The organism is Spongiivirga sp. MCCC 1A20706 (assembly GCF_046524175.1).
Taxonomy (GTDB): Bacteria; Bacteroidota; Bacteroidia; order Flavobacteriales; family Flavobacteriaceae; genus Spongiivirga.
In genome coordinates this window covers 158807-173743 of sequence record NZ_JBEFZF010000006.1, presented here as the reverse complement: position 1 = coordinate 173743, position 14937 = coordinate 158807, and the positions used below count along the sequence as shown (strand labels likewise).

Below are 14937 nucleotides of genomic sequence, written 5' to 3'. Positions count from 1 at the left end.
TAATTTATGGAATCAAACATGATTTTTGTGCCAATTGCGTTAGCAGTTGTTGGCTTATTATTTATGCTTGTAAAAATGTCATGGGTAAAAAAACAAGCTGGCGGAAATGAGAAAATGCAAGGCATCTCTAAAGCGATAAAAGAAGGAGCGCTTGCCTTTTTAAACGCTGAATACCGTTTACTATTAATCTTCGTGGTGGTTGCGTCTATCGCTCTTGCAGTAATATCGTATATCGTTCCAACGACACCAATAATAATTATTGCAGCATTTGTTTTAGGAGCATTTTTCTCAGCGTTGGCAGGAAATATCGGAATGCGAATTGCAACCGATTCCAATGCGAGAACTGCGGAAGCCGCCAAAACAAGCTTACCTCAGGCACTTAAAGTATCATTTGGAGGTGGTACCGTAATGGGACTTGGCGTAGCAGGACTTGCGGTTTTAGGATTAAGCTTGCTATTCTTCATTTTTCTAAAAATGTTTGTAACCGGAGAAGGCTCTTTTTACGATGAAATGACCATAGCGTTAGAAGCACTTGCAGGTTTCTCGTTAGGAGCAGAATCTATCGCATTATTCGCTCGCGTTGGTGGTGGTATTTATACCAAAGCTGCTGATGTTGGCGCTGATCTTGTGGGCAAGGTGGAAGCAGGTATTCCTGAAGATGACCCTCGCAACCCTGCTACCATTGCAGATAATGTAGGTGATAATGTGGGTGATGTTGCAGGTATGGGTGCTGACCTATTTGGTTCTTACGTAGCTACGGTATTGGCGGCTATGGTATTAGGTAATTATATTATTAAGGATATGTCTGCTACTGCACAGTTTACCGACGATTTCAATAATATGGGGCCTATTTTGTTGCCACTAGTGATTGCGGGAGTTGGTGTTTTAGCATCAATTATCGGAACATTCTTAGTAAGAATTTCTAGCAATGATGCAAAAGAATCACAAGTTCAGAAAGCATTGGATACTGGAAACTGGGCGTCTATTATCTTGACGCTTATTGCTAGTTTCTTTTTAATTCGTTGGATGCTTCCTGAAACGATGCAGATGAACTTTTTTGGTGAAGGATTACGAGATGTATCATCAATGAATGTTTTTTATGCTGCCTGTATAGGTCTTGCCGTTGGGGCGTTGATTTCAGTGGTAACTGCTTACTATACAAGTCTTGGTAAAAAACCAGTATTAGACATCGTGCAAAATAGTTCAACCGGGGCGGCAACCAACATTATAGCAGGGCTTGCAGTAGGTATGAAATCAACATTCTTATCTGTTATCTTATTCGCTGCTGCTATCTTCGGTTCGTATGCTTTAGCCGGTTTTTACGGGGTTGCATTGGCGGCTTCGGCTATGATGGCTACTACTGCAATGCAGTTGGCGATTGATGCTTTTGGTCCGATTGCTGATAATGCTGGAGGTGTTGCTGAAATGAGTGAATTAGAGCCTCATGTTCGTGAGCGTACGGATATTTTAGACTCTGTAGGAAACACAACTGCCGCAGTTGGCAAAGGTTTTGCTATTGCCTCTGCAGCACTTACCGCACTAGCACTTTTTGCAGCTTACGTAACATTCACCGGTATTGATGGAATTAATATTTTTAAAGCTGACGTGTTGGCAATGTTATTTGTAGGTGGTATGATTCCTGTAATATTCTCAGCCCTAGCCATGCAATCGGTAGGTAAAGCTGCAATGGAAATGGTGCAAGAAGTACGCCGCCAGTTCAGAGAGATTCCTGGTATTATGGAAGGGACCGGAACACCTGAGTATGCTAAATGTGTTGATATTTCTACAAAAGCGGCTTTAAAAGAAATGTTATTACCTGGTTTAATCACCATAATTACTCCAATAATTATTGGACTTTTATTTGGTGCCGAACCTTTAGGAGGTTATATGGCCGGAGTATGTGTTAGTGGTGTAATGTGGGCAATTTTCCAAAACAATGCTGGTGGTGCATGGGATAATGCAAAAAAGAGCTTTGAGGCTGGAGTAGAGATCGATGGTGAAATGACTTACAAAGGTAGTGACGCCCATAAGGCGGCAGTAACTGGTGATACCGTTGGTGATCCTTTCAAAGATACTTCGGGACCTTCAATGAACATTTTAATTAAGTTAACCTGCTTAGTTGGTTTAGTAATCGCACCTATCTTAGGCGGTCATGGTACCGAAACAATGAGTGCTTCTCTTGAAACTAAGAAAGAAGTTAAAATTGAAATGACTGCTGAAAACCAAGATCTGGCGCAAGCGACGGTTACGGTTCGTACCACTGATGAAAATGGCAAAGTAACCAAATCAGTCAAAGAATTTAAAGGTACACAGGCTGAGGTGAAAGCGGCGTTGGAAGATGTTGAAGCGGATGTAAATGTGAAAATAGAAGAAGTAGATATTATTAAAAAGAAGCAATAATAGTTACGCGTACTGATAAAAAAACCCGCTGTTTTAAAAATAGCGGGTTTTTTATTTGATACTGTTTTATATTAATTAACGAAAACATGTTTTTATATTTAACGTGCAGAACGCATGTATTATATGCCCTTTTTTAAAAAAGATCCGCTACAAATTATAGCATTTCAAAGCTATGGAACCAAAACTCATTTTTATTTGAGAGGACGTGCCTTGGAAGATGAGGATATTGATCTTGGTAAAGAAGGATTTTTAAGACTACTTATCAATAGTTGGAAACGGATTGAGTCAGACGAGATCAAAAACGTGGTGGTTAATGTGAAGTTGCCCGATGGTATTATTTTGCAAGCAACTACAGATAATCATGGCTACTTTATTGCTAAGTCATCTCACAACGATCTGTTGGCCTTAACTAATGAAGAGGGGTGGATTCAAACAGAGGTGTCTTATAATGACCTACATAATGGACGTAAAATTCAACTAGATAACCGGTTTCCGGCCGAGGTTTTAATTCCATCTACCACTGCCCGGTTTGGGGTTGCAAGTGATATTGATGATACCATTTTGCACACTGGTGTAGTGTCTAAATTGAAATGGAAGCTTATTGTAAATACTTTTTTTAAATCGGCGCAAAAAAGAAAATCCTTAGATGGCGCTGCAGAGTTTTATCATTTATTACACCGTGGTAAAACGGGCAAGGAGGCAAATCCTATTTTTTACGTGAGTCATAGCCCGTGGAACTTATATAGATATCTCGAAGCTTTTTTAAAACAGAATAATTTTCCTAAGGGGCCTATATTGCTAAGAAGTTTTGAGCATTTTGTTAGCAGAAGAAAACGAAAGGAGGGTCCAAGAAAAAAGCATGAGATTAGCGCTTTATTAGCTGCGTATCCTGATTTGCCTTTCATTTTAATCGGCGATGGTGGAGAATATGACCTTGATATTTATCTAGATATAGCCGAACAACACCCTGGTCAAGTAAGGTCTATTTATATAAGAAGCGTAAAACACAAAAAAAAGATGGCTAGAATAAAGAGTTTGGTTGCAAATTATACCAATATTCCTGTTTTAATTGTGGATAACAGTAAACAAGCAATCGATCATGCGCGAGGCCTTGGTTTTATTAAATAGACCTATGCGCTAGGCCCGCCCGTACCGAGCCTCACGTTCGGGCGGGGATTGAAGTGACATCCTTTTTAATGTCAGCCCGAGTGCAGTCGAACAAGAATTTAAAAAGATACAGCGGAAAGCCCGACCAACCGATATTTTATTGAAGGTTGGTAGCGCCCATAATGAAATATATAAAAATAAAGGGTTTAAAAGAGACCGTGAATTTCCGCATCAATTTTGTTGATTACCGACCCAAGATCTTCAGGATTATCGACAAAGTTTAAGTTGTCTACATCAATGATGAGTAACTTACCGTTATCGTATTTGTGAATCCATGCTTCGTAACGCTCATTAAGTCGACTTAAATAGTCAATACTAATCGAGTTTTCATATTCGCGACCACGCTTATGAATCTGCGATACTAAGTTCGGGATACTACTACGTAAGTAAATTAATAAATCCGGACCTTTTACTAAGGATTCCATTAACTGAAAGAGCGACGAATAATTTTCGAAATCTCGATTGGTCATAAGTCCCATTGCATGCAAGTTGGGTGCGAAAATGTGAGCATCTTCATAAATGGTACGATCTTGAATGATCTTTTTGCCACTTTCATGAATCTGTAAAACCTGTCTAAAACGACTGTTTAAGAAATATACCTGAAGGTTAAAAGACCAGCGCTCCATTTGATTGTAAAAATCGTCGAGGTAGGGGTTGTCAACAACATCTTCTAATTGGGCTTCCCATTTATAGTGTTTAGCTAGCAACTTGGTCAAGGTAGTTTTTCCGGCACCAATGTTTCCTGCGACGGCAATATGCATACAAATAAAAGTTTAGTAGTAGTTTATTAAGTTACGGCTAATATACAAGGTTTGGTTTCTATGCCAAAATGGATTTTCACCCATTTTCGGTGAACGGCAGCTATTGAAGACTAAAATAGTATTCAACGCAAACGTATTTGTTTTTTATTGGTCTTTTAGATGGGACTTGATTCTAATAATCAACCAGAATAGCGTAAATTCAGTTGCTTCTTATTTGATGTAAAGATAAAGCATGTTGAGGATTTCAACTGTTTAACAAATAAGTTTATATCCGTAACCTCTAACATTTACAATTTGAACGTTGGAATCTTGTTTTAACTTTTTACGAAGTTTGGTAATAAAAACATCCATGCTTCTTGCGTTAAAAAAGTCATCATCACCCCAGATTTTTTTCAGGATGAATGATCGGTCTAATATCTCATTTTTCTTTTCAGTTAAGTGATAAAGCAACTCGGCCTCCCTATGTGTCAGTGAGATATTACTTTCGTCAAAAGATAGTTCTTGTTTTGTGTAGTTAAACTGATAGTCGCCAATCGCAATTGCGCTATTGTTTTTTGTTTTGTTAACTCGATTGAGTAAGGCATGAATACGAACGATAAGCTCTTCCATGCTAAAAGGTTTTTTTAGGTAGTCATTGCCCCCATGTTTAAAACCATCAACAACATCACTAGTTTGAGATTTCGCTGTAAGAAATATAATAGGTATTGCTTGATCCTCATCACGAATTTGCTTAGCCAACGTAAAGCCATCTTTTTTAGGCATCATTACATCTAGCACTAACACCTCAGGTTTTTCATTTTTATATAGCGTATATGCTTGGTCGCCATCTTGACAAAAAAGCACTTCAAAATCACGAGTTTCCAAACTTTCTTTCACAATTTGACCTAAAGCTGGCTCATCTTCGGCTAGTAATATTTTTATTTTTTTATTCATTAATGTGTTTACAGTGTGACCTTGAAAATAGTGTTTTTCGTATCAGAAAGTAGCTGGATTGTCCCTTCATGTTTTTCGATAATCTTTTTAGTATAGAATAAACCAATACCAAAACCTTTTACATCATGACGATTTCCTGTTGGAACCCTATAAAATTTGTCAAATATTTTTTCTCGTTGCGATTTGTCAATTCCATTGCCATTATCGCCAACAGAAATTTCCACTTTGTCTAACATCGAATTGATATTGAGTTCAACGGTATCGCCACCATATTTTAATGCATTATCAACTAGGTTAGCAATGGCGTTTTCAAAATGAAATGCATCAACAGTAATTTCTAGTTCTGAAATATTAGTGGTGAAATTAACGGTTTTATCAGTTGATAGTAGTTGGTATTTTTCTACTAACTTTCTCATCATTGCCACGACATCGACATCTTCTTTATTTAATATCAATTTATCACTATCTAGGGTGGCAGTTTCCAGTAATTTCTCAACCATCTGATGAAGCTTCTTTAACTGCTGATCGCCAATATTCAGGTATTTGTTCGTTTTTTCTTTGTCGTTGGTCTCGTTGAAGTTTTTTATTCCTTCAATAGCTGTAGAAACAGTTGCAATAGGTGTTTTAAACTCGTGGGTAATATTACTTATTAAGTCATTTTTTATTTCTGCTAACTCCTTTTGTTTACTAATGGTTTTAAGTAGAAATAATAAGCAGAAGATTATTGCTATCGATAAAACCAACGATAGAATAATACCAGTTAAACTTCTTTTTAAGATAGCTGCTGTAGGATTAGAAAATAGGAGTTCTAATTTTTCATCGCTTGGTAAGTAAGTAGATTTTGAAAAGGTTGAAAGCCAGTATAGATTCTTTTTGTCGGTTTGAAATACACTAACTATACTATCTTGTTTTGAGTGAATAAAGCCGAAATCAACTGGTAATTTTTTTCTATTTAATTCAATAGTGAAAAAATCATCCAACTTATTAAAATCAATAGAATCGCTACTAAAAGATACCACGAGTTTTGTTTTCAGTCCTTCTAAGCGATTAATGCTGTCAACTTTTGGTTTTCCTTTAAAAACTTGAATAGAAGATATTTTAAAAGAATCTTTATCAATAGAGTCGATGGCACTTTTGAAACTTATTTGGCCATTTGTTTTATTTACACCGAAGCTGTCTTTATCTACTTTAAAAAGGGAGTCGAATTTTATTTGCTTAAATATATTTCCGATTCGGGTTTTATCATTGTGCTTTGTGGTATCAGTATCTATAAAAGCAATCGTGTTGTTTTTAGTAATGTCAGCATAATAAGCTTCAATACCATTGTCTAAAGCGATTTGTACTTCATTGATGAGACGTTGTTTGTTGGTTTTGTAGTTTTCTATGTTCCAATACACTTGAATGCTAATTGTAGCTACAATAGTAATTGCTACAAAATAGACTATTCGTTTATACAGACGTTCATTCATGGTTCAAATGTAGTGGGTAAAAATGGGTTTTTCTAAATCGGTTAACACTCGTTAACACTGGTTAACCTTGTTTATTCAATTGAATGTGCAATTTTGATGTGTTCAACAATAAATAATTAAACAAAAATGATAGCGAAAACCACTTTATTCTTACTAACCTTAGTGTTAACCACCTTTTCGAGCTTTGCTCAAGAATCTAAAATTACCGAAGATCAGTATACAAGCAAAATTGAGATCTCGGTTGATAATCAAGATGATCTCGAACAGGATTTTGACAAAACATTTAGAGAAGTATTCAACTTGTTCAAAAAGAATACTGATTTATCTAAAGAAGTAAGCTTGAAGTTTACTGTGAAGGAGATAAAAAGCAAGTCGAATAATGCAACCATAAGCAATGTAAGTTTTAAGGTAAGTGGACCCGCCTGTAATGCTGATGCGTTATATGAAGAGTCGATTAAGCGTAAGAACGGAATTAAGAAAATGATTAAGAATCTATCCAAATAAAACAAATATCAACAAAATGAACAGTTTAAAATTTTTATCAACCATCATACTTTTATTTACCATCCTGGGTGCTAGTCACGCCCAGGGTTTTCAAGGTGTTGCTACATATAAGACCGATCGGAAAATGAAGATTACGTTAGACAGCACTTCGGTTTCTGGAGATATGCAAAAAGAAATTATGCAGCGTATGCGCAAGCAGTTTCAAAAAGAATTCACCTTAACATTTAACCAATATGAATCCACTTGGAAACAAGAAGCAGCTTTGTCAAGTCCGAGTGCTGCTGCTGGAAATGTAATGATAAGTGTAATTGGTAGCGGAGGCGGATCGGATGTTCTGTATAAGAATACAAAAGAATCTCGATTTGCTGAAAAGACTGATCTTTTCGGAAAGATTTTTTTAGTAAAAGATTCATTGTCAAAGCCGGAATGGAAATTAACTAATGAAACAAAAGGAATAGGCAACTATACCTGTTATAAGGCAACATGGGAACAAAAAAGTAAAAAAATAACCTATGTGAATAATGAAAAACAGGAAACAGAAGAGATGGAAACCCGAGTGATTACGGCTTGGTACACTCCTGAGATCCCGATCAATAATGGACCTGATGATTATTGGGGATTACCTGGATTGATTTTGGAAGTAAATGAAAATGGCGATCGGTTAATGCTTTGTAGCAAAATAGTGATGAACCCTAAAGAGACCATTACAATTGCTGAACCTAAGAAAGGCAAAAAAGTAACCAAGAAAGAGTACCAAAAAATTGCAGAAAAAAAAGCAGAAGAAATGATGAAGAATTTTCAGAATAACAGAAGTGGGGATGGCGAAAATACGATAAGTATCAAAATTGGAGGCTAGTTATTTAATTGTTAGAAAATAAGTGAGTTTTAACATATTTGGATTAAACTTAATGGTAATATTAAAGTCTAAAGTACTTTAAGTATCCATTATGAAAACAATACTCGTTCTTTTATTCGCTATTTTTTCCACCATCTTATATGCACAAGAATTTCAAGGTAAGGCCTATTATTTTAGTAAAACAGGAGTTGATATGAATTTTGGGGGAAGGCAACTCTCACCGGAAATGAAAAAACAAATTGCTGAAAGGATGAAGTCAATGTTAGAGAAAACATATGTACTTACATTCAATCAATCATCATCTATTTATAAGGAAGAAGAGCAATTAGATACTCCCGGTTCTGGTGGTGGTGGAAGATGGAGAGGAATGATGAGTAGTTTTTCTTCAACTAATTATTTTAAGGAAATCAAGGAAGGAAACTATTACGATCAACGTGAGTTTTTTGGAAAGAACTTTTTGATTAAAGACAGCTTACCGAAGCTAAAATGGAAAATGGAAAATGAAACGAAGAAAATTGGGAATTATACTTGTTTCAAAGCGACCGCAATGAAAAAAGTTGATGAACTTGATTGGAGAAATATGCGTCGAGGAAGAGGCAATAGAAACAGAAATCAAGCAGGGGCTGAGGTTAAAAACGATTCGGTTACCAAAGAGAAAGGAGAAATAGAGACCCCCAAAGAGATAGAAGTGGTGGCCTGGTACTCCCCTGAAATCCCTGTAAGTCAAGGTCCAGGAGAATATTGGGGGTTGCCGGGACTCATTTTAGAAGTACAATCAGGACGAACTACATTGTTATGCAACAAAATTATAATGAACTCAAAGGAAAAAGAGATTCTTGAAAAACCATCAAAGGGTAAACAAGTTTCTCAACAGGAGTTTAATAATATCGCTAAACAAAAAATGAAAGAAATGCGAGAGCAGTGGAGTGGTCGTAACCGAGGGGGCCGAAGAGGGTTTTAATCCCCACTCTTTTAACATCAATCATATAATCAACTAAACTTAAGACATTGAAAAAATTACTCTTTTCAGCACTTGTGCTATGCACTACCTATGCCTTTTCTCAAGATATTACTATCAGTGGTTTTGTAAAAGATTCATTGGGTAAACCGTTAGAAGTAGCTAATGTTATCGCTTACAAAAAAGCAAATAATGCAATGACCGGCTATGGTATTACCAATGATAAAGGGCGCTATAAAATTGTAGTGCCGGCTAATGATACGTATGTTTTAAAAGTTAGTTTTATCGGCCTCTCAGCCAAGCCAAAACAAATAGAAGCAAAAGAAGCAGATATACAAGTTGACTTTGTCATGACCGAGAAATCGAATGAGCTAGATGAGGTGGAAGTTGTGTATGAAATGCCGGTTGTAGTAAAAGGTGATACGTTAGTATATAACACAGATTCATTTACCAATGGTACGGAACGGAAGTTGGAAGATGTACTTAAAAAGTTACCTGGAGTAGAAGTGAATGATGATGGTGAGATCGAGGTTGAAGGAAAGACTGTAAATAAATTGATGGTCGAAGGGAAAGATTTTTTTGATGGTGATACTAAACTAGCAACTAAAAATATTCCTGCAGATGCATTGGACAAGGTCGAAGTTCTACGCAATTATGATGAGGTGGGACAAATGAGAAATCTACGCAATAATCAAGATAATGTTGCAATCAATATCAAACTTAAAGAAGGTAAAAAGAACTTTTGGTTTGGTGATGTTACAGCTGGTGGTGGGTTTGCAGATCGATATATAGTAAAACCTAAATTGTTTTATTACAGTCCTGAATACAGTATTAACGTAATAACTGATCTTAATAATATAGGTGAAGTGCCATTTACCAGACGTGATTATTTCAATTTTACAGGTGGCTTTAGAAACTTTGGTCGCGGTGGTACCTCGTTTAATGTGGCAAATAATGATCTTGCTTTTGCAACCATTCAAAATAATCGGGCAAATGAGATTGACACAAAGTTTGTCGCTGCAAATTTTAGCGTAACTGCAAGTAAAACTCTTGATATTAGCGGATTTGGAATATTCAATTACAATAAGAACGACCTTATCACTAATTCGACGCGAACGTATATCGATGACAATGACGATCCTAGTGATAATGTAGTTGAGCGTACTTTTGACAATACGAATCAATCGGCTAAACTTGGTTTGATGAAGTTAAGCGCTACTTACAAACCAAATGCTAATTTTCGATTAGATTATGACGCCTTTGGTAAATTATCAAGCCAAGAAGAAGATGCTAACTTTCTTTCTGTAAGAGATATTTCAGAAAATATAACCGAACGATTGGAAAATACACCTTTTTCAATTCAACAAAACGCAAATGCCTATTATACATTGAATGATAAAAATGTATTTGCTTTAGAAGCAGTTCATTTATTGCAGGATGATGACCCTTTTTATCGCGCAATAAGAGATGAGCAACCTTTTCAATCTGCATTGCCCTTAGTTGATCAAAACAGATTTAACATCAATCAGAATAAACAGGTAAAAACAAGTAAGTTCGATTCCAAGCTTGATTATTATTACATTTTAAACAAAAAAAGTAATCTCAACTTCACTTTCGGATCTACATTAAGTACTCAAAATTTTGATAGTAGTATTTTTCAGATTTTGGACAACGGAAATGAAAATAGTTTTACCGAATCGGATTTGACAAACGATGTAAGGTTTAATTTTAATGATTTTTACAGCGGGGTTCACTACAAATTTATTACCGGAATTTTCACCTTTAACCCCGGAGTTAGCCTACATAATTATTCACTTAAGGATACTCAATTAGGAACCACTATTGACACTAATAAGTGGCTCTTATTACCAGATGCTAATGTCCGTATTCAGCTAAAAAAATCAGAAAGTATTAACTTGAATTATGCAATAACCGCGCAGTTTACTGATATTAACAGGTTGGCACAAGGTTTTGTTTTTAATAACTATAATAGCTTGTCACAAGGAAATAGAAATTTGGAAAATGCTTTCTTTGACTCCTATAGTATGAACTATTTTAGTTTCAACATGTTCAACTTTACCAACATTTTTGCAAGAGTGAACTATAGTGTTAGAAGAGACCCAATTAAAACCACATCACAATTTCAAGGTATCGATAGAATAAGCCTACCTGTAAATTCTAATTTCGCAGATGAAGTGTTTAGCGCTCTTGGGAATTTTACTCGCACTTTTGGAAAAATAAAGGGAACAGCCAGAGCGAATTTTAATTGGTCTAACTTCAATAACATTGTCAATAACCGCCCAAGTAAGAGTATAAGCACCACCCAAGTGTACAGTGCTGAAGTCAATACTAATTTTAAAAAAGGGCCAAATTTTGATCTCGGGTATAGTTTCACCAAAAATGATTATGACAATAATGGTACAGAAACAACCTTTTTTACCAGTAGACCATTTATTCGGTTAGACTGGGCATTTGCCAAAAACTTTCTTTTGAAGTCCGATTATAGCTATTATAACTACCGAGATCGCTCTACTACTTTAAATGAATATGGTTTTATGAATGCGGAGTTGTTCTATCAAAAGAAAGACAGTAAATGGGAGTATAAATTGGCGGTAACTAACCTACTAGATACTGAAGCAATCAACAGGGATAGTTTTAGTGAGCTTTTCAACAATACATCGAGCTATTTTGTGCAGCCAAGATATGTTGTAGCCAGTTTGACCTATAATCTTTAGTTAATACTATATCAAATATAAATTCTAGTATTACAGATATAAAATAGTTTCATACATTTGCAACCGAAATAAAAAGAGGAAGGATTTGACTGATTGCAACCTCAATAAAAAATGCTAAAGCAGTGTAAACTTCTTTAAGCGCTTTCGTCAAATCCTCAATATTTATAGAAAGCGAATTAATGGCATATTTATTTACATCAGAATCGGTTAGTGAAGGACATCCCGATAAAGTAGCTGACCAAATTAGTGATGCATTACTGGATAATTTTTTAGCATTCGATCCTGATAGCAAGGTTGCTTGCGAAACATTAGTCACAACAGGACAAGTTGTTTTAGCAGGCGAGGTAAAAAGTAACACCTATTTAGATGTTCAAACTATCGCTCGAGATGTTATCAATACCATAGGCTATACAAAAGGAGAATACCAATTTAGTGGAGAATCATGTGGGGTGATTTCATTAATTCACGAGCAATCCCAAGATATTAATCAGGGTGTTGACCGCGCAAGTAAAGAGGAACAAGGTGCTGGAGACCAAGGGATGATGTTTGGGTATGCCACCAGGGAAACGGAAAATTACATGCCCTTGGCATTGGATATTTCTCATAAAATTCTTCAGGTATTGGCTGATTTAAGAAAAGAGGGAAATGTGATTCCATATTTACGTCCGGACGCAAAAGCTCAGGTAACTATTGAGTATAGCGATGAAAATGTACCGCAACGTATTGATACTATTGTTGTTTCTACCCAACATGATGATTTTGACGATGATGATGCCGTAATGTTAGCTAAGATAAAAAAAGACATTATTGAGATTTTGATTCCACGGGTAGTGAGCCAATTACCGGCACATATTCAAGAGCTATTCAATAATGATATTCAATATCATATTAATCCCACAGGTAAGTTTGTTATTGGCGGACCACATGGTGACACAGGACTTACCGGACGTAAGATTATTGTAGATACCTATGGTGGAAAAGGCGCACATGGTGGTGGCGCATTTAGTGGTAAAGACCCGAGTAAGGTTGATAGAAGTGCAGCGTACGCATCAAGACATATTGCAAAAAATCTGGTAGCCGCTGGTGTAGCTGATGAGATTTTAGTGCAGGTGAGCTATGCCATTGGTGTGGTAGAACCAACTTCAATATTTGTAGACACTTATGGTACAGCAAGGGTTGATTTAAATGATGGAGAAATAGCAGAAAAGGTCGCTTCAATTTTTGATATGCGACCCTTCGCAATTGAAGAACGTTTAAAATTGAGAAATCCCATTTACCTAGAATCTGCAGCATATGGCCATATGGGTAAAGAACCTAAAGTGATAACCAAAACTTTTGAGTCACCTTATAACGGTAAGATTGAAAAAGAAGTCGAGTTATTTACTTGGGAGAAATTAGATTATGTTGATAAAGTAAAAGAAGAGTTTAGTCTATAAGTTAAGTAGATTATTCTCATTTTTATAAAGATATTTTGAGAATCTGTGAATAATTGGCGTTCTAACAGTATTTTAAGGATGCCAATTAGGATTTTTAAAATTTATAACTGAATATTTGTATTCAGTAAGACAGCCTAAGGTGTTATAGCCTACTGTCTAGCAAAGTTCAAATATATATTGAAATGTTATCAAGAAAGGCTGAGGGAATAGACCCAAGGAAGCCTTAGCAACCCTTCATTCTAGATGGAGAAGGTGCTAAATTCTACCGAAAATCGGATAGATAACCAAACGGAATCACCATTCAGTGATTGCCATTTCTTATAACATTTTTCTATTAAGTACATCAGTCATGATGTGTTTGACTTTTGATTTAAAAGATTAATTAACTCAAAAAAAAGAAAAATGAGTACACAAAAATTTTCAACGAATGCGTTACATGCCGGGCATGATGTAACCCAAAATGGAGGCACAAGAGCAGTTCCTTTATATCAAAGCACTGCCTATGTTTTTGACAATGCCGATCATGCAGCAAACCTCTTTAATCTTTCACAACCCGGTTATATTTATACCCGGCTGAACAATCCGACTAATGATGTTTTAGAACAAAGACTAGCTGCCCTTGAAGGTGGTATTGCATCAGTGGTAACTGCGTCTGGAACAGCAGCAATTTCGACAGCCTTATTAGTGTTATTAAAAGCTGGCGATCATATTGTCGCTTCTAATAGTTTGTATGGGGGAACGTATAATTTGTTAAATGTAACCCTACCTCGACTTGGAATCACTACTACTTTTGTCGATCCTTCGAGTCCTTCAAATTTCGAAAAAGCAACACAAGAAAATACAAGAGCATTTTTCATTGAATCTCTCGGAAACCCTAAATTAGATGTATTAGATATTGAGGCAATTTCTAAAGAAGCACAGGCTTTTAAAGTACCATTAATTGTCGATAATACTGTGGCTACGCCTGCCTTGTTGAATCCTATTGAATATGGGGCTAACATTGTAATACATTCACTTACAAAATATATTAATGGAAACGGTACTGCTTTAGGTGGAGCAATTATCGATGCAGGAACTTTTGACTGGTCAAATGGAAAATTTCCCGAATTTACAGAACCTTCTGCGGGTTACCACGGTTTAGTATATCATGATGTTTTGGGCTCTGCAGCATTTATTGCTAAAGTGCGAATCGAAGGTCTTCGCGATCACGGCGCAGCCTTAAGTCCGTTTAATGCTTTTCAAATAATACAAGGCTTAGAGACCTTAGAAGTACGTATTAAAAAACATAGTGAAAATGCAATAGCATTAGCACAGTGGCTACAAGAACAGGAAGAAGTGGCTTGGGTTAATTATCCGGGACTACAAACAAGTAGTTATAATATTCTTGCGCAAAAGTACCTTCCAAAAGGACAAAGTGGTATTGTGACATTTGGTGTAAAAGGTGGTTTTGAATCGGCTAAAACGGTAGCTGATGAAACCAAAATATTTTCATTACTAGCAAATATCGGAGACACCAAATCACTGATCATCCACCCTGCTAGTACCACACACCAACAATTAGATGAGGCCGCTCAGGAGTCCACAGGGGTCTCTAAAGATTTGATTCGTCTTTCAGTTGGTTTAGAAGATATTGCCGATTTAAAGGCCGACTTAAAAGAAGCTTTTACAAAGATTAAGGTGCTGGCTTAAACTATGTCACCTCGACCGGAGTTGAGAGG

General features: G+C 36.2%; 11 protein-coding genes and 1 riboswitch. Of the genes, 8 read left to right on the top strand and 3 right to left on the bottom strand.

What is annotated here, in order from left to right; all coding sequences use genetic code 11:
- Positions 1 to 6 precede the first annotated feature (6 nt).
- Together ABN763_RS15000 and ABN763_RS14995 are read left to right on the top strand one after the other, a co-directional pair.
- Positions 7 to 2400 (top strand): sodium-translocating pyrophosphatase, encoded by a 2394-nt coding sequence (locus ABN763_RS15000; protein WP_410486308.1) that lies wholly within the window; start codon positions 7 to 9, stop codon positions 2398 to 2400.
- Between the two features lie 123 nt (positions 2401 to 2523).
- Positions 2524 to 3528 (top strand): App1 family protein, encoded by a 1005-nt coding sequence (locus ABN763_RS14995; protein ID WP_410486307.1) that lies wholly within the window; start codon positions 2524 to 2526, stop codon positions 3526 to 3528.
- Between the two features lie 185 nt (positions 3529 to 3713).
- Here ABN763_RS14995 and ABN763_RS14990 read toward each other — a convergent pair whose 3' ends face one another.
- From ABN763_RS14990 to ABN763_RS14980, 3 genes are all read right to left on the bottom strand, one after another.
- On the bottom strand, positions 3714 to 4328 hold the full coding sequence (locus ABN763_RS14990; RefSeq protein WP_410486306.1) for a deoxynucleoside kinase: 615 nt from the start codon (positions 4326 to 4328) through the stop codon (positions 3714 to 3716).
- Between the two features lie 252 nt (positions 4329 to 4580).
- Complete coding sequence (locus ABN763_RS14985) at positions 4581 to 5261, bottom strand: response regulator transcription factor (protein ID WP_410486305.1); 681 nt, start codon at positions 5259 to 5261, stop codon at positions 4581 to 4583.
- A gap of 8 nt (positions 5262 to 5269) precedes the next feature.
- A complete protein-coding gene (locus ABN763_RS14980) occupies positions 5270 to 6730 on the bottom strand; it encodes a sensor histidine kinase (RefSeq protein ID WP_410486304.1) in 1461 nt (486 codons plus the stop codon).
- A gap of 126 nt (positions 6731 to 6856) precedes the next feature.
- Here ABN763_RS14980 and ABN763_RS14975 point away from each other — a divergent pair, with 126 nt between their 5' ends.
- The 6 genes from ABN763_RS14975 to ABN763_RS14950 all read left to right on the top strand — a co-directional run bounded on the left by ABN763_RS14975 (position 6857) and on the right by ABN763_RS14950 (position 14908).
- Positions 6857 to 7234: a hypothetical protein gene (locus ABN763_RS14975; protein WP_410486303.1), complete on the top strand. Its 378-nt coding sequence runs from the start codon at positions 6857 to 6859 to the stop codon at positions 7232 to 7234.
- Positions 7235 to 7250: 16 nt separating this feature from the next.
- Positions 7251 to 8090 carry a GLPGLI family protein gene (locus tag ABN763_RS14970; protein WP_410486302.1) on the top strand — a complete coding sequence of 280 codons (840 nt, stop codon included), beginning with the start codon at positions 7251 to 7253 and terminating at the stop codon, positions 8088 to 8090.
- A gap of 91 nt (positions 8091 to 8181) precedes the next feature.
- A complete protein-coding gene (locus tag ABN763_RS14965) occupies positions 8182 to 9051 on the top strand; it encodes a GLPGLI family protein (protein ID WP_410486301.1) in 870 nt (289 codons plus the stop codon).
- 47 nt (positions 9052 to 9098) lie between these two features.
- On the top strand, positions 9099 to 11783 hold the full coding sequence (locus ABN763_RS14960) for a carboxypeptidase-like regulatory domain-containing protein (protein ID WP_410486300.1): 2685 nt from the start codon (positions 9099 to 9101) through the stop codon (positions 11781 to 11783).
- Positions 11784 to 11962: 179 nt separating this feature from the next.
- A complete protein-coding gene (gene metK, locus ABN763_RS14955) occupies positions 11963 to 13219 on the top strand; it encodes a methionine adenosyltransferase (protein WP_410486299.1) in 1257 nt (418 codons plus the stop codon).
- Positions 13220 to 13401: 182 nt separating this feature from the next.
- A riboswitch (SAM riboswitch) is annotated at positions 13402 to 13506 on the top strand.
- A 115-nt stretch (positions 13507 to 13621) separates the two neighbouring features.
- The gene (locus ABN763_RS14950) at positions 13622 to 14908 is read left to right on the top strand and encodes an O-acetylhomoserine aminocarboxypropyltransferase/cysteine synthase family protein (protein WP_410486298.1); all 1287 of its coding nucleotides are present in this window, start codon (positions 13622 to 13624) and stop codon (positions 14906 to 14908) included.
- Positions 14909 to 14937 lie beyond the last annotated feature (29 nt).

What these genes read in the sequence shown, in the direction of transcription:
- ABN763_RS15000 (WP_410486308.1), top strand. Translation starts at nt 7, where the DNA reads ATGGAATCAAACATGATTTTTGTGCCAATTGCGTTAGCAGTTGTTGGC.
- ABN763_RS14980 (WP_410486304.1), bottom strand. Translation starts at nt 6,730, where the DNA reads ATGAATGAACGTCTGTATAAACGAATAGTCTATTTTGTAGCAATTACT.
- ABN763_RS14965 (WP_410486301.1), top strand. Translation starts at nt 8,182, where the DNA reads ATGAAAACAATACTCGTTCTTTTATTCGCTATTTTTTCCACCATCTTA.
- ABN763_RS14970 (WP_410486302.1), top strand. Translation starts at nt 7,251, where the DNA reads ATGAACAGTTTAAAATTTTTATCAACCATCATACTTTTATTTACCATC.
- metK (WP_410486299.1), top strand. Translation starts at nt 11,963, where the DNA reads ATGGCATATTTATTTACATCAGAATCGGTTAGTGAAGGACATCCCGAT.
- ABN763_RS14975 (WP_410486303.1), top strand. Translation starts at nt 6,857, where the DNA reads ATGATAGCGAAAACCACTTTATTCTTACTAACCTTAGTGTTAACCACC.
- ABN763_RS14995 (WP_410486307.1), top strand. Translation starts at nt 2,524, where the DNA reads ATGCCCTTTTTTAAAAAAGATCCGCTACAAATTATAGCATTTCAAAGC.
- ABN763_RS14985 (WP_410486305.1), bottom strand. Translation starts at nt 5,261, where the DNA reads ATGAATAAAAAAATAAAAATATTACTAGCCGAAGATGAGCCAGCTTTA.
- ABN763_RS14950 (WP_410486298.1), top strand. Translation starts at nt 13,622, where the DNA reads ATGAGTACACAAAAATTTTCAACGAATGCGTTACATGCCGGGCATGAT.
- ABN763_RS14990 (WP_410486306.1), bottom strand. Translation starts at nt 4,328, where the DNA reads ATGCATATTGCCGTCGCAGGAAACATTGGTGCCGGAAAAACTACCTTG.